The sequence below is a fragment of the Flavobacterium gillisiae genome, from assembly GCF_900107635.1.
GTDB lineage: Bacteria > Bacteroidota > Bacteroidia > Flavobacteriales > Flavobacteriaceae > Flavobacterium > Flavobacterium gillisiae.
This window is the reverse complement of the sequence record NZ_FNRD01000008.1, coordinates 98,552-123,788: the sequence shown is the minus strand read 5'-3', so window position 1 is coordinate 123,788 and position 25,237 is coordinate 98,552. Positions and strand designations below refer to the sequence as shown.

The window sequence follows — 25,237 nt, the reverse complement described above, 5'->3', positions numbered from 1 at the left end:
ATTAAAATGATACGTTAATAGAGAATGTGTATTGGCTCGTGATTGGTTGTGAAACTCCTCCTGATCTATAAAACTCAGGGTCTTGGCCGTTTAGTTTTTTATCAGAATAAATTAAAAGCGGATTAGCAGTCGATGCTTTCATAGAGAAAACATTTAGTCCTAATTTTTTCTTTAAATCTTTAGGGAATTCATAACTTAAGGATACGTTTTTCAATCTTACAAAAGTTCCGTCAGCAACACGCTCATCTGAGAAATTATAAGCATTATATGCTCTTGTCAAATCTTTAGATTGTGCAGCATAATTAGCAATTAGTCTTTGATCAGCGATCACTGGGATGTTTGTCAAAGCTTCGTCACCTGCATTTATCCATCGGTTTGTGAATTCTTTTGTAAAAACAGTTAAATCATCATATACATCAGAGTATATAGGGTTTAAGCGAACTTTATTTCCTCCAGCGGCAACAATAAATACATTTAATGACCAATTGTCATAAGTGAATGTATTAGAGATACCAGCAGATTTATTAGGCTCGATTGACCCTTCATATTTTAAGTACTTCGTAACGTCATCAGAATCTTGGAAGTTTGCTCCAGCGATATTGTCGTCTTCACCATCAGCCATCACAAAAGTTGGTAAACCTTGATTGTTCAAACCAGTAAATTGATAAGAGTATAAGGCATTTCTTGGGTGACCTACTGTATTCCCACCTGTACCGTCAACAAGTCCTAGTACACTTGGGTTATTTTGTAACTTAGTAATTTCTTGATTGTAGATAGAGAAATTAAATGATGTTGACCATTTTAGTCTCGTGTTATTAAGGTTTTTAGTCGATAAAGACATTTCTATACCTCTTGTTTCCATATCGGCATTGTTACCTTGTTTTAATTTTTGTCCTCCAATACCTGAAGTAGTAACAAAATCTACTAAGTCAAACGCTTTACGGCTATAAACATCTGTTGTAAATTGAACTCGATTATCAAACAAACCTAAATCTAAACCAATGTTAGTTTCAAATTGTTTTTCCCAAGTCAAATCTGCATTTTGCAGTTCATCTATGTTTAATCCAGTTTCTCTATCTGATAAGTTAAGACGGTTTGTGATAAAACTTTTGTAAATTGCTAATGAGTTAGTTGCAGGTCCAGCTGTTGCTGTAAGACCATAAGACCCTCTTAGACTTAAATTAGTTATAGTTTTAGCATTTTTCATGAAATCTTCTTCCATGATATTCCATTTTCCACTGAAAGTGTAAGTAGGCAACCATCTTGATGAAGTACTATTACCTTGTCTGTTAGATCCATCATAACGACCTGTAACAGATCCTGTATATCGACGATCGTAAGTATATCCTACTTTACCAAAGAAACCAACTGTGCGTTCTCTTTCTTCATTAAATGCATAATATGATTCACCACCATTGATTAATTTCTCTAATATTCTAGGGTCAGTAAAAGCAGTTAATCCTCTATCATATTGTAATCCATATGCAGTAAAATTATTACTGTTTCTATCTACAGATCTAAGTTCTTGACCAAATAATGCTTCTAATTCGTGAGTGTCTTTGAAAACATTTTTATAATTAAAACTATTTCTAATATTATAAGATGTTAATTCATTAGTGAACTTTCTTAGAATTCCACCATTAGGTAATACAGAAACTTTTGGTGCAGTTAAGTTGTCTGGATCTTGGTACAAGAAGATATTTGCATCTCTTACAATTGTTGTTTCTTGAGCGTTATAAGCGCCTACAATATTGGAGTTTTCTAAGATATTGTGTTCTCTAGTTGTATTTGCATAACGAGCATTAGCTGTAAAGTTATACGTCAACTTTGGATTTATTTTGTAAGCTAAATCTGCTTGAAAACGAATGTCTTTAACCTTAATGTCCATATAGTTGTTTTTTAATTCTTCAACTATATTTAGTGGAGCCCAGTTGTTTCTATAGTACTCGTAGTTTCCATTATCGTCATAAGGACGTAAGGTTCTATTAGTATTTAACACATAGCTAAATGGGTTGATGTCAAAATCTCTAGTAGTGCTTCCGCTAACACCATCTTTAAGGCTGTCATAACTTCCTGGAGCTGATTGATCTCTTACCGAAGCTTGAGTTGATAATGTTAAGTTTAATTTATCATTGATAAAAAACGTGTTTTTGATATTAGATGTTAATTGGCTTACACCATCAGCAACAGTCCATCCTGGATCATTATAAAAACCAAGAGAAGCAAAATACGCATTGTTTTTTCCTCCACCAGAGAAACTTAACGAATGATTTTGAGTTATAGAAGGTCTAAATAAAACTTTAAACCAGTTCGTATTTCCTAATTCATATTTTTTTAGAAAAGCATTCCTACTAGGCTCATCATTTTTAACGCCATAAGTACCATTAGTTTGATCATAAGTATTAATTGCATTTGCTAATATATTATAAACACCTCCGTAACGTCCTTGTGAAGTAGATGGCAAACTAAGAAAACCTTTAGCTTCAATTTCTTTTAAAATACTCATTGTTTCTTGAGAATTCAAAATATCATATTGATTGTAGCTAGGAACTAATCTTGCTGTTTCTTCTAATGAATAAGTAACGCTTAAAGGCGACTCTCTTCTTCCTTGTTTTGTAGTTACAACAACAACTCCATTCAAGGATCTTGATCCGTAAATAGATGTCGCAGATGCATCTTTAAGTACTTCAATACTTAATACATCATTTGGGTTTAATCCTGCAATAGAAGAACTTAATAATGTTTCTGAATTTCCTGATGCTAGATCAGCAAAAGAAAGATTCACGATATCTTCTTGTACAATACCATCAATTACCCAAAGTGGTTTAGTATCTCCAAATATAGAAGAAGATCCACGTACAGTAATTTTTGGAGCTGTACCAAAAGTACCAGTAACGTTTTGAACAGTTACACCAGCTGCTTTTCCTTCAATCATTCTACTGATATCGACAACTCCTTCAACCAAAAGCTCTGTACCCGTAATTTTACTTACTGCTCCTGTAAAGGTTCTTTTAGATGTTTTTTCATAACCAGTTGTAATAACTACTTCGGATAAGTTATTGGCCTCATCAACTAAAACTACAGTAATTGGTGTAGTTTTTATACCAACTTCTTGAGATTGCATACCGATATAAGATATAACAAGTCTAGTACTGTTTGTAGGCATGTCAATAGTAAAATCACCATTGGCATCAGTTAGTACCGTTTTAGTTGTTCCTTTTGCTAATACCGTTGCACCAGGTAACGGGCTTCCTCTTTCATCAATTACTTTTCCTTTAACAATAGGTAAGGGTAATAAGTTTTGACTTAATGATTTTAGAGGTTCAAATCCCATAATCCCGTCTTCTGCAATTTTATTTTGCAATACTATTTGATTACTAACTTCGCTGTATTCGATGTTAAGTGGTTTTAAAATACTGCTTAGGATACTAGATAGAGTTTCGTCAGTAGCATTGATATTCACTTTTTGATCTAATTGGCTAATTCTAGAATTGTACGAGAATTTAACATTTGCATTTTTTTCAAGCTTGGATAGCGCATTGAATAAGCTTAAGTTAGAAATTGAAATGGTTACTTTGGTATCTAATTTCTTTTGCCCTTTAACGCTATTTGCCATGGTCACTGTGGAAAACACAAAGGCCAGGACAAATTGAAATAGTGTTATTTTCATGATTCGAAAGAGTAATCGTTGTTTAACAACAGGTTTTTTCATAATTTTGGTTAGTTTTAATTAATACTTTTTAATCGGGTATTTACGGAACACTCCAAGTTGCTTTTTACAGAAAGCAAATTGAATTCATTTAAGCGTCGAATGTGTTACAGCATATTCGGCGCTTTTTTATTTATAAGTTATTACATAGGCATGTTAATTATTAATTGCAACCATCAGAGGTTATGATGATTTGGTTTCCATTCATTTCATAACTGGTATTGTTTCCAAGACTTTTACAAATAATTTTTAATTTTTGAGGCAAGGGTTGGTCGTTTAATGACGTAGTTAGGTGGCAATTTTTTAATTTGCTTTCTGGGAAGTCTATGTCAACTAAATAAGCTTGTTCAATTGTTTTAAAGATTTGTGATACAGGAATGTCTGTGAAATCAAAACTCAGCTGTTCAATATTGTTTGTCGCATTAACTAGAGACTCGTCCTTTGTAATATCAGTAATTTTATTAAAAGTTGAATTTTTACGAACAAAGCGTAATGCTTGATTGGGTAACAAGACAATTTCTTCTTTCTTTGAGTTCGGAATTGATTTATTAGATTGTATTTTTACTTTACCTGTACGAACGAGAACTTCAATGTCAGGCTGATTATCGTAGGCTCTTATTCTAAAACTTGTTCCTACTACTTTAGTTACAATTTCATTAGCAAAGACAAAAAATGGTTTTTTTCGATTCTTACTGATTTCGAAAAAGGCTTCTCCTGAAAGATAAACTTTTCGTTCATTTCCAACAAAGATTTTAGGATAACTCAACTTGCTATCAGGTTGTAATAAAACAGAACTACCATCAGATAAAGTTATGATTTGAGGATTGTTAGAATTATTTGTTTGCTCAACTAGACCCTCATCATTAACAAGTTTATTGTAAATTTCTGTAGAATTATTAGGAATAAATAAATGGCTATAAGTCCATGAAGCGAGTAAACCAAAAACCAAAACTGCCGCAACAGACCTTAGCCAATTATTATTCCAAAGTTTAATTTCTTTCTTTTGAGTGTTTTCATTCTTTTCAATCTTACTCCAAGTTGCTACTAGAGCTGTTTGTAATGCTGAAGAGGATAAATTATTTTCAGGAACCTTCATCGCTAAGATCCAAAGTCTGGCTTCTTCAACTAATTTGGCGCGCATAGAATTTTCTAAAGTCCATTCTTCCCAGTTTTCTAGATCCGCATTATTGTGTACCCAAGACTGGAATGATTCGTCAGTTAAAAAATCTTCTATTTCTGTATAATTGTTACGTTTTTGCATCTAAAAATAAGGTTACAAATACATAAAGGACAGATTTAGTATTGTATACTCAGTAAATTAAGATTTTTTTTTAATTTATTTAAGGTAAATTTACAGTATGCCAGGTGAGAGCAGTACCAGTAAGGGAATTGTAGTATTCCACTCCTTGCGTAAGTTGAGTAATGCACGGTGCAATAAATTATTGGCCGATTGGTAATTTACATCGAGCATATCGGCAATTTCTTCAACGCTAAGACCTTGGTGGTATCTAAGGTATAATGCCTCTTTTTGTCTCGATGGTAACAGATTAATATATTTATTAAGTTGCTGCACTTTATCGGCAGTATTTTCGTCAATGATTAATTGATGTTCGATTGAGAAGTCAAATAAAAATTGAATAGAATCTGTAGATGTTGTATTTCTAAAAATATGGTCGCGTTCCTGAAGTCTAGCGATACGATTTCTCACACTTGATAATAAGTATGCTTTAACATTAGCATTTTCATTTAAAGAATTTTTATATAACCAGAGATCCGCAAATACATCTTGAATACAATCTTGCACTTTTTCAGCATGAGGTGAAAATGAATTACCATAACGAATCAAATGTTCATAATACTTTTCAAAAAGTAATGAAAAAGCTTTTTCATCACCTTTTTTTAGATTATTCCAAAGTGTCGAATCATCGGTTGTACGGTAGTATGTAGAATTAATTTTCAATATTTACTATGGTTATAGGGTATTAAATTAATGTTAATTTTATGTAATTTTACGGAGTTTAATATAGAAAAACAAGCAAAAGTTTTAAAATTATCTTAATTATGAGTTTTTGCTATTTTAAGAAGGCTTTAATTCTTTTAAAAATAATTTTTAGTAGCAAAAGTTATTAATTATTTTATCCTGGAGAGAATTAATTTTTGATTAAAGATTACTGACTTGAGAATCGAGAGTTAAATGTTTGACAACATCAAATGTGTAAAAATCATTATGAAATGTGTTTTATAAATCATTTTTTGTTTTCGAATAAAAGGATTGCTTATTAGTACTCCTTTTTAACCAGCTGAATGTTCATGTTAGACCAGTGCCTAAATGAACTAAACTTACCGTTAAGTTAGTTCAAGACGATTTAGGAATTGAGCTCATTTAAGATTTTAGTACGTCTAAATATTTAGGAGTTATTGTACTAGAGTTTAAACGTGTATTTACATCTTATTATATTTGTTACTTTCAAAAAATAGCGTCAATTTTATCCAAATATTTTAATAGACAAATGAAAGATAATACAAATCCGAAAAAAGAAAACTCATTAAAACATGTTCTTTTTGGTAGTTTAATTGGAACAACAATTGAGTTTTTTGATTTTTATATATACGCCAATGCAGCGGTCTTGGTGTTTCCTCAATTATTTTTCCCTTCTTCAGATAGTACCAATTCCGTTTTGTTATCCTTAGCTACTTTTTCAATAGCGTTTTTGTCAAGGCCATTAGGCTCGGCGGTATTTGGTCATTATGGTGATAAAGTGGGACGTAAAACGACCTTGGTAATTGCTTTGTTGACCATGGGGATTTCAACGGTCAGTATTGGTTTTTTGCCTAGTTATGCAAGCATAGGAATTGCAGCGCCTTTATTATTGATGCTATGCCGCTTTGGTCAAGGAGTTGGTTTGGGGGGCGAATGGGGTGGAGCTGTATTGCTAGCTATAGAAAATGCTCCGCCTAACAAGCGGGCTTGGTACGGTATGTTTCCGCAATTGGGTGCACCTATAGGATTATTACTTTCAGGTGGAACTTTCTTGATTTTAACAGATACGATGAGTGCCAAAGCTTTTCTTGATTATGGATGGAGAATTCCTTTTATCGCGAGTTCCTTACTAGTAGTAGTTGGTTTTTATATCCGATTAAAAATTACTGAAACTCCTGCTTTTGAAAATGCAAAAATAGAAAAGGAAGAAGTGAAAATTCCTTTTTTTACTTTATTGAAATTTTATAAAAATCAGTTGATTTTCGGAACATTTGCAGCCATTACGACTTTCTTAGTTTTCTATCTAATGACGGTTTTTACGCTCAGTTGGGCAACATCAGATTTGGGGTATTCCAAAAGAGATTTTTTATTAATGCAGTTATTTTCAGTCTTGTTTTTCGCCCTTTTTATTCCAGTTTCAGCTTTAATTGCTGATCGCATTGGGCGCAGAAAAATGCTTATCTATGCTACAGTTGCTATTGCTGTTTTTGGGTTTGTATTTTCTTTCTTCCTAAATTCAGGAAGTCCGTTTCTAGTAACGTTTTTTTTATGCATGGGGATGACTTTAATGGGTTTTACCTATGGCCCATTAGGTACTTTTCTTTCAGAATTGTTTCCTACTAGCGTTCGTTATTCTGGGACTTCATTAGCATTTAATATGGCAGGAATTATCGGAGCAGCATTTGCGCCTATGATTGCTATATGGCTGGCGACACATTACAGTTTGACTTATGTTGGTTTTTATTTAAGTGCAGCTGCTTGTATCTCTTTATTTTCGCTATTGATGATTAGTAAAGAGGAGCATAAGTTTTAATGAGTTATCGTTTCAACGTAAAATGCCCTTTGTATTCTTTTCCATCTGCTCTGGTTACGATAAACCAATAATCTGTTGATGGAAGTTCATGACCATTTAAAGTGCCGTCCCATGTCTGATTTTGATTCAATACGGTAATTAATTTACCATAACGATCAAATAGTTTCACGGTTAATCCAATTTCAGTATCTGAAAAATGAATGCTCCAGGTATCATTGTATCCATCACCGTTTGGAGTAAAGAATTTAGGATACATCAGTAGATAGACTTTATCGGTTACGATTCCGCATCCATTTTTGTCTCTGACATACACGGTGTATGCTCCGCTAAAGAGATTTTGAAATTGATTATTGCTTTGGTAATGCATTCCGTCAATGGAATACTCATAATCGCCGGTACCGCTTACATATATGCTAATTACGTTATTTTTATCTGTCCAATCTAGAGTTTCAATCGAAGTTATAGTTGCAATAATAGATTTTTTTACGCTAAATTTTTTCGAGCTGGAACAAGAAATAGGACCATAGTTTCTAGTTACAGTTACAACGTATTCACCAGGGTTTGCTATAGTGATTGAAGGAGTTGTTTCTCCTGTTGACCACAAAAAAGAATCTGTAGTTGCACCTGCGTTTATTGTAATGGTATTGTTTGTACAAATGGGAACAATATCTGCAATGGGAATAATTGGTTTAGCCACGACAGTCAGTTTTAATTCAGAAACTGCATAGCAAGGCGTATTCGAATTGATGCGAACATAAATTATGTTGGCTCCTAAATTTAATCTGTAGCTAGAAGTGTTTGTAATTTCATTTGCTGATAATTCGTTTTCAGCACTAGCTTTAGTTGAATAATAAGATAACGTATAAGTAGGATTGCTCGAAATTATATTCGATTTATAATTATTTAAATTCACAGTTTCGGTACCATCATTTAAATCGTCACAAAGTAATTCTTCATAATTGCTCGCAGGTAGAGTATTGATCAGTTCTATTTTTACGGCTAAGCGAGTAATGTTTTCACAGCCATTTTCTGTTTGGGAAGCATAATAAGTAATTCCATTTTGTAGCGGAGTCGTGGTTGGTAAAAGTAATCCACTAGTTGCGTTATCGTACCACCGTATAGCTGTTCCGGATACGGTAATAGTAGCTAGGGTAGGGTTTTGACTGCTACAAAATGTTTGCGGACTATTGCCAGTTGGTGCAGCGGTATTGACAATGTTAATTAAAATAGGAACCCTTTTGCTTTCACAACCATTGATTGTTTGCGAAGCGTAATAGGTGGTGCTGTTTTGTAGAATTGTGGTAGTTAATAAAAGAGTTCCGTTTGTTTGAGAATCATACCATTTTATGTTTTGTCCCGAAATAACAACAGCGGATAAAGTGGCATTTTTTTGGATACAGAAGATTTGTGGAGAAACGGCAGTAGGTAAGGGCTGAGTGTTTATTTTAACAGTTTGACTTTGTGTTGCTGTGTTTCCGTTTCCATCATTATAATTCCAAACAACAGTATACGTTCCAGGTAGGTTATATGAAAGCGGACTAGTCGTCGTTGCTGTAATTGCTCCTGCGCAGGCATCAGTTGCTGTTGGGATTGTATTAACTGTAGTTGTACAATCTCCTGTAATATTAGGTAAGTTTGCTAGATTGGGAATTGGAGCGACAAGATCTCCAACGACCACATCAATTTTTTTGGTATCGTCACAACCACCAGTTCCGGTAATAGTACAGCTATATTCACCACTATTTAAAGCAGCTGCATTTAGAATTATTGGGTTTTGCTCGGTAGAAGTAAATCCGTTTGGACCAGTCCATAAATAATTTGTTCCGCCGGAAGCAGTTAATTTTAATTCGTTGCCAATGCAGATTGGGGAGTTGCTAGATGCTATAGGATTGGTAAGGCAATCTTGGAACTTGGCCAGATAGACGTTGTATAATCCGCCAAGCGAATTTAATGAATAGTTCTCCTGATGTGAACCAGGTGTTGAAATACCTGAGGTACTTTCTGTATTTCCTACCAAATAAATATTATCTAATTTATCGATTGAAATTTTATTGTTAACATCAGCGGCACCATTATAACCTTCACTAAGGTTTCCTCCGTAATAAGTCCCCCATTCTCGCTGTCCATTTTCATCAAGTTTGATCATATAGGCGTCACCATATTGACGGACTGTAGAGTAGGCGCCTGCAGTTGCAATTCCACTATCAAAATCAGTGCAACCTTCAATTATAATTTTATTTTTAGAATTTACGGCCAAATCTTGTATGATTTCTCCAAAATAAGTGCCCCAAATTTGACTTTGAGTGTTTAAATCAAATTTAACTATAAAATTGTTAAAGTTACTTCCTAAAGAAAAAGAGGATCTTTGAAAAGTTTCGTTAAACGTACCAGAGCTGATCAAATTATTTTTAGAATCAGTTTTGCCTATTAAGTATAAAAAATTATTTTTTAATTCGGATTTAGTAATGGATGCAAATCTTTCTCCATTAAAATAACTACCCCAAATTCTTTCTCCATCTAGCGTAAATTTAGCAATTAATCCAGCCCCGTACCCTATTAAACTGGGCTGATAAGAGTTTGGTGTGGCAATGTTATTAGTACTATTACTAGTTCCAGTTATATATAAAAAACCATCCTCTGAAATATTAGAAGAAGTAATTTGATCACCATCTGATCCGCCATAATAGGTTCCCCAAATTCTGGTTCCTTGAGGATTAAATTTTGCGATAAAACCGTCATTATCAAGATAGCCTGGACCATGTGTAGGTTGAAATGCAGTATCGGTTGCAATGTTTTCTAAACTTTGTGCAGAGCCAACTAAGTAAACATTGTTAAGATTGTCAAAACTAATGTCTCTCCCTTGATCAGACCTTGTTCCTCCGTAATAAGTACCCCACTCTCGAACCCCAGACGAATTTAATTTTACCAAATAGGCATTATCATAATAACCACTACGCAACGGTTGATGAGATGCTGGAGTTGAAACATTAGTTTCGCCAGATGCGGCTCCAGTAAAGTACACGTTTTGGTTAGTATCTACTTTGATAGTGGAAGGTTTTGTGGAGTAATAAATTCCCCAAAGTCTAACTCCATTCGAATCGAACTTTGCAATATATCCATTTGTATAGTAATATGGAGTTGGAAAAGTACCCGTAGTAGCAATGTTTGTAGTACTTGATGTATAACCAGAAAAATAAACATTATTATTACTGTCATTGCATAAATCTAATGAGTAATCTCCATTGTTTCCGCCATAATATGTCCCCCATAACCTTACTGGAATAGGATCAATAATCAACGTTTTATTTAAAAACTGTATATCTGCCTCAAAACCATAAACATTGTTCTTGATTTTTTTGTAACCAATGGCAATGTCTTTTTTACCAGTTTTATCTTCCGTCCAGCTCGCTGGTAAGGTTTCATCCATCTCGCCAAAACGAACATGCATTCGGATTTTATTATCAATTAATTCTGTTTTGGCACCATTAAATTTGAGTTGGATATCGGAAATTTTTCCTTTTGGATGTACTATAAAATTGTATTCGACAGTTTTTGCAGCGTCAGCTGGAATAGTGAAAACTACGTCAATATTCGGGTAGATGTTTTTGTATGTTATTTGTTTGAAACTATGGACTCCCAGGACTCCTTCGGGTTTGTTTGGAATGTTATAATAATTATCAAAATCTTTTGATTCTTGTTCTTTAATGAATTCAACATTTGAATTTGAATTCAAAAAATCGATGTCAACGCGATGAAATACATACTCAAAATTATATTCGGGTTCTATTATTTCTTTTTGAGGACTCTGATTTGTTGTTTTTTTTGATGTTTGTAAAGGTAGTGCAGTCGTTTTTTTTATTTCATAAATATCATAAGAGAAGCCATTTTTTCTTAATTGTACATTTAATCCATTCGAATTCAATAAGAACTTTACTGCTGGGTTTGCCTTTTCCTTTTGGTCAATAATCTGCCCTTTGTTTTCCGTAAAACCAACTGATTTATTTTTGTATTGCGCAAATGAAGGAGCAATAATTAATAAAAAAAGGAAGAGTAATGTATGTTTCATTCGATTAATTTGACAATCGTAAATGTAATTAAATTTTCTATGCTATCGCTTTAACGTAAAATGCCCTTTGTATTCTTTTCCATCTGCTCTGGTTACGATAAACCAATAATCTGTTGATGGAAGTTCAAGACCATTAAAAGTGCCATCCCAAGTCTGATTTTGATTCAATACGGTGATTAATTTACCATAACGATCAAATAGTTGAACGGTTAATCCAATTTCAGTATCCGAAAAATGAATGCTCCAAGTATCATTGTATCCATCACCGTTTGGTGTAAAAAATTTAGGATACATCAGTAGATATACTTTGTCGGTTACGATTCCGCAGCCGTTTTTGTCTCTGACAAAAACCGTATAAGCACCGCTATTTAGATTTTGAAATTCATTACTGTCTTGATAGTGCGTTCCGTCAATGGAATATTCAAAATCACCGGCACCGCTTACATATACGGTAATCACGTTGTTTTTATCGGTCCAGTCGAGAGTTTTAATCGAAGTTATCGTTGCAATAGTGGATTTTTTAACGCTAAATCTTTTCGAACTTGAACAGGAAATAGTACCGTAGTTTTTGGTTACAGTTACGGCATATTCACCAGGGTTTGCTACTGTGATTGAAGGGGTAGTTGCTCCTGTAGACCACAAAAAAGATTCTGTAGCTGAACCTGCGTTTATTGTAATGGTATTGTTTTCGCAAATAGGGACAATATCAGGAATGAGAATAAGTGGTTTAGCGACGACAGAGAGTTTTAAAACTGCAATTGCATAACAAGGAGTGTTTGAATTTATGCGAACATAAATTATATTGGCTCCTAAATTTAAACTGAACTTAGAAGTATTTATAATTTTATTTACTGCCGATTCTTTTTCCGCGCCCGATAGTGTATTGTAGTAAGCGAATAAATAACCAGCGGTATTGGAAATTAAGTTGGAGTTATATGCCGTTAAATCGACGGTTTCTTTGCCGTCATTTAAATCATCGCAAAGTAGTTCTTCATAATTACTAGCAGGTAAAGTATTGATAAGTTGAATTTTTAGAGCTAAACGATTAGGGCTTTCACAGCTGTTTTCTGTTTGTGATGCATAATAAGTAATTCCGTCTTTAAGTGGAGTACTGCTTGGTAAAAAATTTCCATTTATGGCATTGTCATACCATCTAATAGCTGTTCCAGAGATAATAATAGTGGCTAGAGTTGGGTTTTGACTGCTGCAAAAAGTTTGCGGACTAATACCTATTGGTACAGTGGTATTTACGATGTTAATTAAAATAGGAATCCTTTTGCTTTCACAACTATTGATTGTTTGCGAAGCGTAATAGGTGATGCCGTTTTGAAGTGCTGTTGTATTTGGTAAAATATTCCCGTTCGTTAAAGCATCGTACCATTTTATGTTTTGTCCCGAAATAACAATAGTAGATAAAGTGGTGTTTTGCTGGATGCAGAAAGTTTGGGGAGAAGTTGTTGTGGGGGGAGCAGTATTATGGACAATGACCGGTATCGGACTTCTTCCACTTTCGCACCCATTAACAGTTTGGGATACATAATATGTTGTAGCATTTTGAAGTAGAGTTGTAATAGGAATACTTGATAAATCTGTTAAGTTTGTATACCATTTTATATTTTGACCTAAAATATTGATTTCTGACAATTTAGCATTTTCACTTAGACAAAATTCAGGGCTTAATAACATTGGCTCTTTTGGACTTGATGAAATATGGGCTGTAATTTCTAATCGTTCTGTGCTTTCAGGACAGTTACCATTTTTTCGTGCTGCATAATATTTCTTATTATCTGATAAAAGAGTTGTATTTGATAGCGGTGTAGTCGAAATTGCTGAATCATACCAAAGTACTGAGCTAGAGTTTGGACTGATAGAGCTTACTGTTGGATTTAAATCTGAACAGAAAGATTGGTTAGTTAAGCCCACAACTTTACTACTATTGCAAGGACCAAGTTTTACAATGAATCCATCAGTGCTTAAGACAATACCGCCATTAAGGGAACTAAAAGGTGCAACTTCTATTGAAGGATCTAAATCACAGTTGGAATTAAAATCACCCATGAGATAGATGTTTTCATTCTGTACTTTTAAATCTTTAATAACAAGTCTATAGTCAGATTCAAGTGAAAAGGCATTGTCAAAATTTCTATTTGAATCAAATTTTATTAAAAACCCATCTCCATATTGAGTACGACCCCGGGGATTTTCAATAAAAAATTCATTTGGTGAAGGGTCAGCATCTATTTTTCCACTAAAACGCCCCACTACGTATATATTATTATGAACGTCGCTTTGTATTTTATTCATATCAAGTTCATCTTGATACTCTCTAACGTTATATTCTTTTACATCTAAAAAACTACCGTTACTATTCAGCCATAATATATAGTTTTGGGAGGTAACTGAAACCGTGTTATTTGAAGGGTCTACATCAGCTGTTCCTTGATAAATATTTTTACCTGCAATGACAATATTTTGAAGGCGATCTAATTGGAAAGTAGTTGCAGATTGGTCTGTTAGTTTTTTTTCCCATACGACTGATCCATTTTGAGAATCGATGTTTAAAATTCGAATTAGGAGGTGACCTTCTTCAACACCATTTTGGATTGCAATTATATTCCCGTTAGATTTTGCGTGGATTTCACTAGTAGCTAAACTTGGATATTCAAATGTTTTTTGCCAAAGAAAATTACCAGTGTTGTCTAGTTTTAGAATGAAAGAAGCAAGTTGGTTCGATTGAAAATTAACACTAGTATTATTAAAATCAATTTGTTTTGAATTTGTAAACCATCCACTAATAATAAAATTGTTTTGATTATCAATGTCAAAACCATTTGTGAAAAAACCATCTGGATTTTTAATTTTTATTCTAGATAATTCATTTCCATTTGGGGCTAACTTTACAATAGTAGTGAAGGAATCAAATGTACTATTGGTTATCGAATACATAATTCTTAAAAACAAGTATATATTGCCATCATTTCCAATTTTAATTTCATACGCATATTGATCACGTTTTATGTCGCCAAATGTTTTTCCCCAAAGAAAGTCACCATTTTCATTTTGTTTTATTAAATAAATATCGCTTATCTGAGAATATTGTGAAAAACTATTATTAATAATTTGAGAACCGGTAGTTGTGGGGTTTAGATCAAATGAATTTGAATCAAATTCTCCTATTACATACGAATTACCTTCTTGATCAACTTCAATAGCAGTAGATTCATCAGTCCCCCGATCTCCAATTTGTCTTGCCCATTGAAAATCTTGCCCATTAGCTAGAAATGAATACAGTAAAATCAAAAACAAGAATGGTACTTTGCTACTTTTTTTATTGAAAAAAGATGTCATAAAATAATTTAAATAATAGTAAATGTAATTAAATATCTACAAATCTCATAATTATTAAATTTCGAAAGTGTTTCATTATTGAGGTCAAATGTGTAATTCGAATTGAGGACAATCTTTTCGTGGAAAGAAAACAAATAACCCTTATTTTTGCACAAAACAATTTCCTTTTGAAAACAAAACTCTTTCTTATTACGCCTCCTTTTACCCAATTGAATACTCCGTATCCAGCAACTGCCTATATAAAAGGGTTCCTGAATACAATTAATGTGGAATCAGTGCAAGCAGATTTAGGGATTGAAGTGATTTTGAAATTGTTTTCTAAAGTTGGATTGTCGGATTTATTTAAAATCGCAACGATAGACGATGCTATTTCAGATAATTCCAAAAGAATTTTTGCTTTGCAAGAGGAATACATCAAAACGATTGATGCGGTAATCCGTTTTCTACAAGGGAAAAATCCAACTTTGGCACTCCAAATCTGTCAAGAAGATTATCTGCCTGAAGCTTCCCGTTTTGCGCAACTAGAGGAACTTGATTGGGCTTTTGGAAGTATGGGAACGCAGGACAAAGCAAAGCATTTGGCTACCTTATATCTCGAAGATATTTCTGATTTTATTGTGGAATGTGTGGATGCTAATTTTGGCTTCAGCCGATATGCAGAGCGTTTAGGGCGAAGTGCTAATTCTTTCGATGAATTGTACGAAGCTTTACAACAAAAAACAACTTATATCGATGAGGTACTCCTTTCGATTCTGAAAGAAAAAATTGAGACAATCCAACCTACGATTTTCTTAATTTCTGTTCCATTTCCGGGGAATTTATACAGTGCTTTTAGATCAGCGCAATGGATTAAAAACTATCATCCTGAAATTAAAGTCACCATGGGAGGCGGTTTCCCTAATACCGAATTACGTTCTCTTTCAGATGAACGTGTTTTTGAGTTTTTCGATTTTATTACTTTAGATGACGGTGAAGCACCTGTTGAAGAATTAATAGCCAACGTCGAAAACCCAGCTCACAACTCTTTCAAAAGAACGTTTCTTCTAGAAGACGGGAAAGTCATTTATAAAAATAATTCGGCAAAACCAGATTACAAGCAAGCGCAAGTAGGCACACCAGATTATTCTGATTTGCCTTTGGATAAATACATTTCGGTTATTGAAATCGTAAACCCAATGCATCGTATGTGGTCTGACGGTCGCTGGAATAAACTCACCATGGCGCACGGATGCTATTGGGGGAAATGTACTTTTTGTGACATCTCCTTAGATTACATCAAAATTTATGAACCGGTTGCAGCCAGTTTACTTTGTGATCGCATGGAGCAGATGATGGAGCAAACCGGTGAAAATGGGTTTCATTATGTCGATGAAGCGGCACCTCCGGCACTGATGCGGGCATTAGCACTCGAAATACTTCGAAGAAAATTATCAGTGACTTGGTGGACTAACATTCGATTCGAAAAAAGTTTTTCTAGAGACTTATGCCTGCTGTTAAAAGCTTCCGGCTGTATTGCCGTTTCTGGCGGTCTCGAAGTAGCCTCAGATCGTTTGTTGAAATTGATAGACAAGGGGGTCACAGTGGAACAAGTAGCCAAAGTAACTAGAAATTTTACCGAAGCAGGGATTATGGTGCATTCTTATTTGATGTACGGCTATCCAACGCAAACGGTTCAAGAAACGATAGACAGTCTTGAAATGGTGCGCCAATTGTTTGAAGCAGGAGTATTGCAGTCGGGATTTTGGCATCAGTTTGCCATGACGGCGCACAGTCCCGTGGGATTGTATCCAGAGAAATTTGGCGTTGTAAAAGAAACTGAAGTCATTGGAACTTTTGCCAATAATGATATTAACTATATTGACTCGACAGGAATAGATCATGACAAGTTTAGTTTTGGACTAAAAAAATCATTGTTCAATTTCATGCACGGAATCTGTTTTGACTATGAGTTGCAAGATTGGTTTGAATTTAAAATTCCGAAGACTAAAATTCCGGAAGACTATATTTTTAATGCTTTAGAAGTGCCAGAAGATTTTAAAATTAAATCCACAGCCAAAATTGTTTGGTTGGGAGGGAAACCTTCTGTTGATCATTTTACCAAATCCAAAAAAGGAAATTCATGGGAAATGATGACACTGACTTTTCACGATAAAAAAGAAAGTTTTAGCATACAAACGAATAAGCAAGAAGGAGAATGGCTTGTGGAAATGTTGTTGAAAATTACTGTTTCAAACGCTAAGACCTATTCATTTCAGGAAGTTAAAGCTGATTTTGAAACTCAATTAGAGGACTTTGAACTGTTTTGGTACTCAAAACCAATTAACACTCTAAGGGAGTTTGGATTGTTGGTTCTTTAACTACTATACTAACTTTTTTCGTAAAAGAGTTTTTTATATAATTCGAAAAGTTAAAGGGAAGAGTCAAATTTATATTTTCAAAATATAAGCGCATAACTATATCTTTTTAGCATAAATCTATCTTTTTATCTTACGAAAACGTTTTCTTTTACTTATTTTTACGACCATAAAAATTGCATTAATGAGTGATAGCTATAAAGTAAAAGTAAATGATTCTTTTCAATTCGATTTTGATAAGGAACAAGTTTCACGGCTTGACGCTGTAAATATGGATGTTAAAACGTTCCATGTATTACACGAAAATAAGCCCTACAAAGCGGAGATTCTCTCGGCTGATTTCAATCATAAAACCTATACCGTCAAAGTAAATAACAATAGTTATACTGTTGCTATTTCCAATGATTTAGATCAGCTTATCCACGAACTGGGATTTGAGGTAGGATTGACCAAGCAGGTCAATGCGATCAAAGCACCTATGCCGGGATTGATTTTAGAAATTAGTGTGGTAGTAGGACAAACGGTAAAAGAAAATGACAGTCTGTTAATTCTAGAAGCCATGAAAATGGAAAACAGTTTTCTTTCTCCACGCGACGGAATTATCAAATCGATATCTATAGCATTGGGAGATGCTGTGGATAAAGGGCAGTTATTAATTGAATTTGAATAAGCGTATGAAAAAGATATTAGTTGCTAATAGAGGAGAAATTGCCATTAGAGTAATGAAGACCGCCCAGAAAATGGGTATTAAAACAGTGGCTGTTTATTCAACAGTCGATAGAAATGCACCACATGTTAAATTTGCTGATGAAGCCGTTTGGATTGGAGAATCACCTTCAAATCAGTCTTATTTATTAGGAGATAAAATTATAGAAGTTGCAAAATCTTTGGGCGTGGATGCCATTCATCCAGGATATGGGTTTTTAAGTGAAAATGCTGATTTTGCTGAAAAAGCCGAAAAAAATAACATCATTTTTATTGGGCCAAAATCGAAAGCCATACATATAATGGGAAGTAAGTTGGCTGCCAAAGAAGCAGTTAAAGCCTATAATATTCCAATGGTTCCCGGTTTAGACGAAGCAATTACCGATATTGATAAGGCAAAAGGAGTTGCCCGAGAAATAGGTTTCCCTATTTTGATTAAAGCTTCTGCCGGTGGTGGTGGAAAAGGAATGCGTGTGGTTGAGAATGAAGAAGAATTTGAATCCCAAATGAAAAGAGCGATTAGCGAGGCTATAAATGCTTTCGGTGATGGTTCTGTTTTTATAGAAAAATACGTTGCTTCTCCTCGTCATATCGAAATACAAATCATGGCTGATAGTCATGGGAATATTCTTTATTTATTCGAAAGAGAATGTAGTATTCAGCGTCGCCATCAAAAAGTAGTCGAAGAAGCTCCTTCTTCAGTTTTAACGCCGGAATTGCGTAAAGAAATGGGCGAAGCGGCCGTTATGGTGGCTAAATCTTGTGATTATCTAGGAGCTGGAACTGTGGAATTTTTATTGGATGAAAACAATAATTTCTACTTTCTTGAAATGAATACGCGTTTGCAAGTAGAGCATCCCGTAACCGAGTTGATTACGGGTACTGATTTAGTTGAAATGCAAATTAAAGTGGCTCGTGGAGAAGCTTTAATGATTAAGCAGGAAGACTTAGTGATTAAAGGTCACGCATTAGAATTGCGTGTATATGCCGAAGATCCTATGAATGATTTTCTTCCAAGTGTTGGACATTTAGAGGTGTACCAATTGCCTGTTGGAGACGGAATTCGCGTTGATAACGGTTTTGAGCAAGGAATGGATATTCCCATATATTATGACCCGATGCTTGCCAAGCTGATTACGTATGGTGACACTCGTGAAGAGGCTATCCAGCTTATGATCAAAGCAATTGATGGATATTTGGTCGAAGGAGTACAAACTACTTTGCCTTTCGGGAAATTTGTATGTGAACATGAAGCTTTCCGTTCTGGGAATTTTGACACGCATTTCGTGAAAAAATATTACAGTGCAGACTTGTTGAAAAACCAATTGGCACAAGAAGCGCAGATTGCCGCTATGATCGCTTTGAAACAATATTTTGAAGATCAAAAAATAGTACGATTACCAAATCAATAAATTATGGAGTCTAAGATAAAAGAATTAAACGATAAAATTGCTCAAGCCCATTTGGGTGGAGGTAAAAACAGAATTGCAAAACAACACCAAAAAAAGAAACTAACCGCCAGAGAGCGTGTTAACTATTTGATGGATGAAGGTTCTTTTGAAGAAATTGGAATATTGGTAACACATCGTACCACTGATTTCGGAATGGAGAAAGAACAATATTACGGGGATGGAGTGATCACGGGTTACGGAACCATCAACGGCAGATTAGTCTATGTTTTTGCTCAGGATTTCACTGTTTTTGGTGGAGCGCTGTCTGAAACACATGCTGAAAAAATCTGTAAAGTGATGGATATGGCAGTCAAAATGGGTGCGCCTATGATCGGATTAAACGATTCTGGAGGTGCTCGTATTCAAGAAGGAGTTCGTTCTTTGGGTGGATATGCCGATATTTTTTATAGAAATGTACAAGCAAGTGGAGTAATTCCGCAAATATCTGCTATTATGGGACCCTGCGCCGGTGGAGCGGTTTATTCTCCTGCTATGACTGATTTTACCATGATGGTAGAAGATACAAGTTATATGTTTGTGACTGGGCCTAATGTTGTAAAAACGGTTACGAATGAAACCGTAACGTCTGAGGAACTAGGAGGAGCAAGTACACATTCTACTAAGTCTGGTGTGGCACATTGTACTTCTGCAAATGATGTAGAATGTCTGGAAGATCTAAAAAAATTGTTGAGTTATTTACCGCAAAGTAATAAAGAGACGACTGCAAAGTTACCTTATGAACTAAACGATGAGGTGCGCGAGCAATTGGCAACGATTATTCCTGATAATCCAAACAAGCCGTATGACATGCATAATGTTATTGCTGGGATTATCGATGAAGATTCTTTCTTCGAAGTTCATAAAAACTATGCCGAAAATATTATTGTAGGTTTTGCTAGATTAGGCGGAAGAAGCATTGGTATTGTGGCCAATCAGCCGTTGTATTTAGCCGGAGTTTTAGATGTAAATAGTTCGATCAAAGCAGCTCGATTTACCCGTTTTTGCGATTGTTTTAATATTCCTTTGTTGGTTTTGGTAGATGTACCAGGTTTCTTACCGGGAACAGATCAAGAGTGGCACGGAATTATCGTACATGGAGCTAAATTGCTTTATGCATTAAGCGAAGCTACCGTACCAAGAATTACTGTTATTACCCGTAAAGCTTATGGTGGTGCTTATGATGTGATGAACTCGAAACACATTGGTGCCGACATGAATTATGCATGGCCAACTGCTGAAATTGCAGTAATGGGTGCAAAAGGAGCATCGGAAATTATCTTTAAAAAAGAAATCAATGAAGCAGCAGATCCTGCAGCTAAACTTTTAGAAAAGGAAGCTGAATACGCCAACTTATTTGCAAATCCTTATACAGCAGCGCAAAGAGGTTTTGTAGATGAGGTTATTCTACCACAAGATACGAGACGAAAGTTATTGAAAGCATTCAGTATGCTCGAAAATAAAGTAAGCGTTACTCCTAATAGAAAACACGGGAATATTCCGTTGTAGTTTTATATATGTATATTAGAAAAGCGATTGTTGAATAGAGGAAAATCTATTTAACAATCGCTTTTTTAGTTATAAGAATATAGTATAAGTGGTGTCGAAACCAAAAAAAACTAATAAAACCAGCCATTTCCAACTATGCTATGTCTTTTATGAAATCATCGTATTCAGAATAGAAAAGTTCTAAAGCAGTCATTTTTTCGTTATAAAAAGCAAATATTTCGTCCCAGTAGTTTCTGTTACTAACGCTTACTCCTAGCTTTTCAACCCAAATGCGACTGATTGTTTTTCCGTTTTCGAGAATGAAGTCTCTTTCGAATACTAAATCGGCTATGAATTCTTCAGACAATATGCTTTTTAAAGCTTCCAGCTTATCAAAATAAGCATTTCGGGTTTCATTATTTCGATGCTCAATATCAATTAAAACTTGGGCTTTTTTATTATCCACATAAAATTTAAAAGAGAAGTCTTTAATTTTGGTATCATATAATACCCATTTTCTTGGGAATTTTTCTGCGAATGTGACCCAGAACTCTCTCTTTAATTTTTGAGTTTCTTCTTTGCTATACATTTTGATTGTTTGATTATTAGAAAATTTGCGCACTTTAATTTTCTAGAGTATATTTACTTTAATATGCAAAAATAGACTTTGATTATGGATTTTCAACATTTTTTAGAATATGTTCCTCATTTCGCTCAAGCGAAACTTCCGGCGATGGAGGCGCATCTTAAAATGGCTCCATTTGAAAGAATGGAAAGCTTGAAAAATGCATTTAGCGGTAATAAAGACCCAAGAATGGCTGCTGTTATGATGTTGTTTTACCCAAAGAATGGGATGACGCATTTAGTTTTAATTGTTCGGAATGCCTATGAAGGTGTTCATTCTGGACAAATAGCATTTCCAGGAGGGAAGTGGGAAACAGAAGATGAAGATTTTTCTGTAACCGCATTACGGGAAACGCATGAAGAGGTAGGAATACGACCTAGTCAAATGGAAATTATTAAGTTATTTACGCCTACCTATATTCCTCCAAGTAACTTTATGGTCTATCCTTATTTAGGAATTTGTAAAGAGGAAGTTTGTTTTGTACTAGATCCAACTGAAGTTTCTAGTATCATTGAATTGCCGTTATCTGTTTTTCTAAGTGACAAAATAATCATTGAGGCAAAACTGACTACTTCTTATGCCGAAAACATAAGTGTTCCTGCTTTCGATATTGAAGGTCATGTTGTTTGGGGTGCTACGGCAATGATGCTTAGTGAGTTAAAAGATGTATTGAAGTCGGTTTTGGAGGCTGAAAAATGTTAGGATAAGCGACGACCAATCAAGGTTGATGTCTGTGCCCGTCATATAGGGATGAAAATAGAGTACAAAAAATAATTTCGTAAGTTTGTAATCCAAATTTACAAGATAAACACACAATTATATGGGGTTATTTAAGAGAAATCCTTTTGGTCACATCCTTTTTGTGAAGAGATGGTTGATTCGAGCTTTCGGGGGGGTTACCCATAGGCGTTATAGAGGTTTCAATGAATTGCAGATTGAAGGCTCAGAGATTATTAGAAACTTACCAGACACTAACGTGCTGTTCATATCTAATCATCAAACGTATTTTGCTGATGTCGTAGCGATGTTTCATGTATTTAATGCCAGCTTAAAGGGGAGAGAGAACAATATAAAAAATGTATTGTACTTATGGAATCCCAAGTTGAACATCTATTATGTGGCTGCCAAAGAAACGATGCAAGCTGGTTTGTTGCCCAGGATAATGGCGTATGCTGGTGCAATTACGGTTGAACGAACTTGGCGTGCAAAAGGTAAGGATGTTACTGATAAAAAAGATGTCAACCCTAATGATACGGAGAACATTAAAATTGCGCTTAAAGATGGTTGGGTGATCACTTTTCCGCAGGGAACGACTAAATCTTTCAAGCCTGTTCGTAAGGGAACAGCACATATAATTAAAGAGCACCGTCCTATCGTAATTCCTATTGTTATCGACGGTTTTCGCCGTTCATTTGATAAAAAAGGTTTGCGCATGAAAAAGAAGGGGATTTTACAATCCTTCATTATTAAAGAGCCTCTTGAGATTGACTATGACAATGATTCCATTGATGATATCGTGGAAAAAGTAGAATACGCAATCGAGCAACATTCCTCTTTTCTAAAAGTAATTCCAGTCGAAGAAGTCGAAGAGCAAGAGAAATTAAATAAGCTTCGTAAATGGGAATATTAATAGCTAAGAAATACCATTTTTCACATAAAATAAAAACCCAGCAATTACTTAAAATTGCTGGGTTTTTTATTTGAAAAAAATAAATACCGCTACTACAAGTCTATCTTCTTCAGTTCTTTATAATTGGCATGCAATCTTCGCAGTAAAATACCGTATAGCAGTCTGTAAAACAGCCATATTATTCCTATCACCACAGCTGTAATAGCTATAATTACTAAAAATGAAATAATATATATAGTATTCGATATATCAACTAAATGCTTTCCGTTTTCTAATGTTTTATGTAGAAGTGCGCTCTTAAGGCCAAAGGTTGTAATTGTAATAAAAAACGCTGCTAAAGTTATTAAGTTAAAAAGAATGTAATTTTGTACAGTCTTTCTAGTTTTGAGAATATTTTTCATCAATAGCTTAGTACTGTCAGTAGTGGCAACCGTCCTATACATAAGATAAAATTGTATGATAAAACATATAATTACAGCGTATAGTACAATCGTAAAAGCTTGATAGTATCCATAAATCCCAAGGCCTTTAATAAATTCCGTATTCTTTTCCTCTACTTTTGTAAATGATAATATTATATTTAAAATTATTCCTAAACTAAATTCTAATATACTGATGATTAAAATCCACTTCACAATAGAAGAAGATTGTTTATGAATCATCTTGTAAATTTCTTTTTCTGATATCTGCTCAAAAGAATCGTTGTTCTTTTGCCAGTCTTTTTTTAATAAATCCAGCTCTTTCATATTCCTTAAGGATTTAATATTTTTTTTAGTTTTCCCTTTATTCTATTCATTTTCACCCTGGCATTTACTTCACTAATCCCTAAAGTTTCCGCTATCTCGCGGTAATCCTTATCCTCAAGGTACATAAAAACCAACGCTTTTTCAATGTCGTTTAATTGATATACAGCCTTGTACATAAGCTTGATTTGCTCCTCTTCCTCATAATTATACTCGACGTCCTTAATAAAGTGCTGACGTCCCTCGTATTCAACGGTAGATAGTGATCGTTTGTTTTTTCTGTATAATGTGATTGCCGTATTCAGCGCTACACGATAGGCCCAAGTAGAAAATTTGCTGTCGCCTCTAAATTTTGGAAATGCTTTCCATAATTGAATCGTCACTTCTTGAAATAAGTCTTTATGAGAATCTTCACAATCAGTATATAGCCTACAAATTTTGTGGATTATATTCTGATTTTCCTTCAATTGCGTTACAAAAGAATGTTCTAGATTTTCACTCATAATTCATTAGTGTACTTCATGTCAATTTTGTTACAAAGTAATACAATTTTTAGGAGCACAACCATTTACTTTAACATTTGCGCCTTGTCCCGCTGTACATTACAATCTCCCGAAAAAACAAATCGGGAGGATTTCCATTTCCATCGGGGCTATTTAAGTATTTTTATTTTTCAGAATGACATTTTTTCTCAAATGTATTAAGGAAGTAATAAGGCAAAATGAAGACATGCTATAATTGAGGAGGTGTAAGTACTCCAATCGTGGTATAGAACTAATCATAAAAAAGCCCTTTATGAAATTTCATAAAGGGCTTTAGATTGTATGTTTTGTTGACTATTTGTTGCAGTCTGAATAATCTACATTAAAAGTGTATTTTTTATCACTCACTTTTTGAATAGCAGGATTGTTTTTGTGGTCTGGCTTGTAAGAAGCACCAGTGCCTAAATCAACTCCAATTCCTAGTAAACCCCATGAAATCACAGATAAAATGAAGTTACCGGTTCTGAAAGCATTATTAAATGTTTGTGTTTTTGTATCACAACCATCCTCTTTCATTTCTACGTTTAATGCTTTATTTCTAGGAAATAAACCAGTCACTTGACCGTTACCCATTTTTTGACCGTCAACATAGATTTGGGCATTTGGATGATCTTTAGCAACGATTGTTCCTTCGTAACGGCTTCCGCCAAACATAACGCCACAGCTATTTAAAAAAATAAGCATAGATAGTGACAAGGCGATAACTGTAAATCTTTTTTTCATGAATTTGTTTGTTAAATAATTAATATGGAACACGAAAATAGTAATATAAATAGTACAAGCAA

Annotated in this window: 16 protein-coding genes; 7 read left to right on the top strand and 9 right to left on the bottom strand. The window is 34.4% G+C overall.

Annotated elements, in window-relative coordinates:
* Position 1: 1 nt before the first annotated feature.
* The 3 genes from BLV35_RS12175 to BLV35_RS12165 all read right to left on the bottom strand — a co-directional run bounded on the left by BLV35_RS12175 (position 2) and on the right by BLV35_RS12165 (position 5,669).
* Complete coding sequence (locus BLV35_RS12175; RefSeq protein WP_091090371.1) at positions 2-3,712, bottom strand: SusC/RagA family TonB-linked outer membrane protein; 3,711 nt, start codon at positions 3,710-3,712, stop codon at positions 2-4.
* Positions 3,713-3,872: 160 nt separating this feature from the next.
* On the bottom strand, positions 3,873-4,970 hold the full coding sequence (locus BLV35_RS12170) for a FecR family protein (RefSeq protein ID WP_091090368.1): 1,098 nt from the start codon (positions 4,968-4,970) through the stop codon (positions 3,873-3,875).
* Positions 4,971-5,060: 90 nt separating this feature from the next.
* The gene (locus tag BLV35_RS12165) at positions 5,061-5,669 is read right to left on the bottom strand and encodes an RNA polymerase sigma factor (protein WP_091090364.1); all 609 of its coding nucleotides are present in this window, start codon (positions 5,667-5,669) and stop codon (positions 5,061-5,063) included.
* Positions 5,670-6,219: 550 nt separating this feature from the next.
* On the opposite strand from BLV35_RS12165, the gene BLV35_RS12160 reads away from it, so the two are divergent.
* Positions 6,220-7,503: an MFS transporter gene (locus BLV35_RS12160; RefSeq protein ID WP_091090361.1), complete on the top strand. Its 1,284-nt coding sequence runs from the start codon at positions 6,220-6,222 to the stop codon at positions 7,501-7,503.
* A gap of 4 nt (positions 7,504-7,507) precedes the next feature.
* Here BLV35_RS12160 and BLV35_RS12155 read toward each other — a convergent pair whose 3' ends face one another.
* Together BLV35_RS12155 and BLV35_RS12150 are read right to left on the bottom strand one after the other, a co-directional pair.
* Entirely contained in the window at positions 7,508-11,569 is a 4,062-nt protein-coding gene (locus BLV35_RS12155) for a DUF7948 domain-containing protein (RefSeq protein WP_091090355.1), read from the bottom strand.
* 42 nt (positions 11,570-11,611) lie between these two features.
* On the bottom strand, positions 11,612-14,917 hold the full coding sequence (locus tag BLV35_RS12150) for an Ig-like domain-containing protein (RefSeq protein ID WP_091090350.1): 3,306 nt from the start codon (positions 14,915-14,917) through the stop codon (positions 11,612-11,614).
* A gap of 167 nt (positions 14,918-15,084) precedes the next feature.
* On the opposite strand from BLV35_RS12150, the gene BLV35_RS12145 reads away from it, so the two are divergent.
* The 4 genes from BLV35_RS12145 to BLV35_RS12130 all read left to right on the top strand — a co-directional run bounded on the left by BLV35_RS12145 (position 15,085) and on the right by BLV35_RS12130 (position 20,933).
* On the top strand, positions 15,085-17,274 hold the full coding sequence (locus BLV35_RS12145) for a B12-binding domain-containing radical SAM protein (protein WP_091090703.1): 2,190 nt from the start codon (positions 15,085-15,087) through the stop codon (positions 17,272-17,274).
* 181 nt (positions 17,275-17,455) lie between these two features.
* The gene (locus BLV35_RS12140; protein WP_091090347.1) at positions 17,456-17,941 is read left to right on the top strand and encodes an acyl-CoA carboxylase biotin carboxyl carrier protein subunit; all 486 of its coding nucleotides are present in this window, start codon (positions 17,456-17,458) and stop codon (positions 17,939-17,941) included.
* Positions 17,942-17,945: 4 nt separating this feature from the next.
* Positions 17,946-19,388, top strand: a complete 1,443-nt coding sequence (gene accC / locus BLV35_RS12135; protein WP_091090343.1) for an acetyl-CoA carboxylase biotin carboxylase subunit — start codon at positions 17,946-17,948, stop codon at positions 19,386-19,388.
* A 3-nt stretch (positions 19,389-19,391) separates the two neighbouring features.
* Positions 19,392-20,933 carry an acyl-CoA carboxylase subunit beta gene (locus BLV35_RS12130; protein ID WP_091090339.1) on the top strand — a complete coding sequence of 514 codons (1,542 nt, stop codon included), beginning with the start codon at positions 19,392-19,394 and terminating at the stop codon, positions 20,931-20,933.
* 133 nt (positions 20,934-21,066) lie between these two features.
* On the opposite strand, the gene BLV35_RS12125 is transcribed toward BLV35_RS12130, so the two are convergent.
* Complete coding sequence (locus BLV35_RS12125; RefSeq protein ID WP_091090700.1) at positions 21,067-21,501, bottom strand: DUF4268 domain-containing protein; 435 nt, start codon at positions 21,499-21,501, stop codon at positions 21,067-21,069.
* Positions 21,502-21,585: 84 nt separating this feature from the next.
* On the opposite strand from BLV35_RS12125, the gene BLV35_RS12120 reads away from it, so the two are divergent.
* Together BLV35_RS12120 and BLV35_RS12115 are read left to right on the top strand one after the other, a co-directional pair.
* On the top strand, positions 21,586-22,239 hold the full coding sequence (locus BLV35_RS12120) for an NUDIX hydrolase (protein ID WP_091090337.1): 654 nt from the start codon (positions 21,586-21,588) through the stop codon (positions 22,237-22,239).
* Positions 22,240-22,357: 118 nt separating this feature from the next.
* Complete coding sequence (locus BLV35_RS12115; protein WP_091090334.1) at positions 22,358-23,167, top strand: lysophospholipid acyltransferase family protein; 810 nt, start codon at positions 22,358-22,360, stop codon at positions 23,165-23,167.
* A 92-nt stretch (positions 23,168-23,259) separates the two neighbouring features.
* On the opposite strand, the gene BLV35_RS12110 is transcribed toward BLV35_RS12115, so the two are convergent.
* From BLV35_RS12110 to BLV35_RS12100, 3 genes are all read right to left on the bottom strand, one after another.
* Complete coding sequence (locus BLV35_RS12110) at positions 23,260-23,913, bottom strand: hypothetical protein (RefSeq protein WP_091090330.1); 654 nt, start codon at positions 23,911-23,913, stop codon at positions 23,260-23,262.
* Positions 23,914-23,918: 5 nt separating this feature from the next.
* On the bottom strand, positions 23,919-24,413 hold the full coding sequence (locus BLV35_RS12105; protein WP_074723875.1) for an RNA polymerase sigma factor: 495 nt from the start codon (positions 24,411-24,413) through the stop codon (positions 23,919-23,921).
* Between the two features lie 333 nt (positions 24,414-24,746).
* A complete protein-coding gene (locus BLV35_RS12100; RefSeq protein ID WP_091090326.1) occupies positions 24,747-25,175 on the bottom strand; it encodes a hypothetical protein in 429 nt (142 codons plus the stop codon).
* Positions 25,176-25,237: the final 62 nt, after the last annotated feature.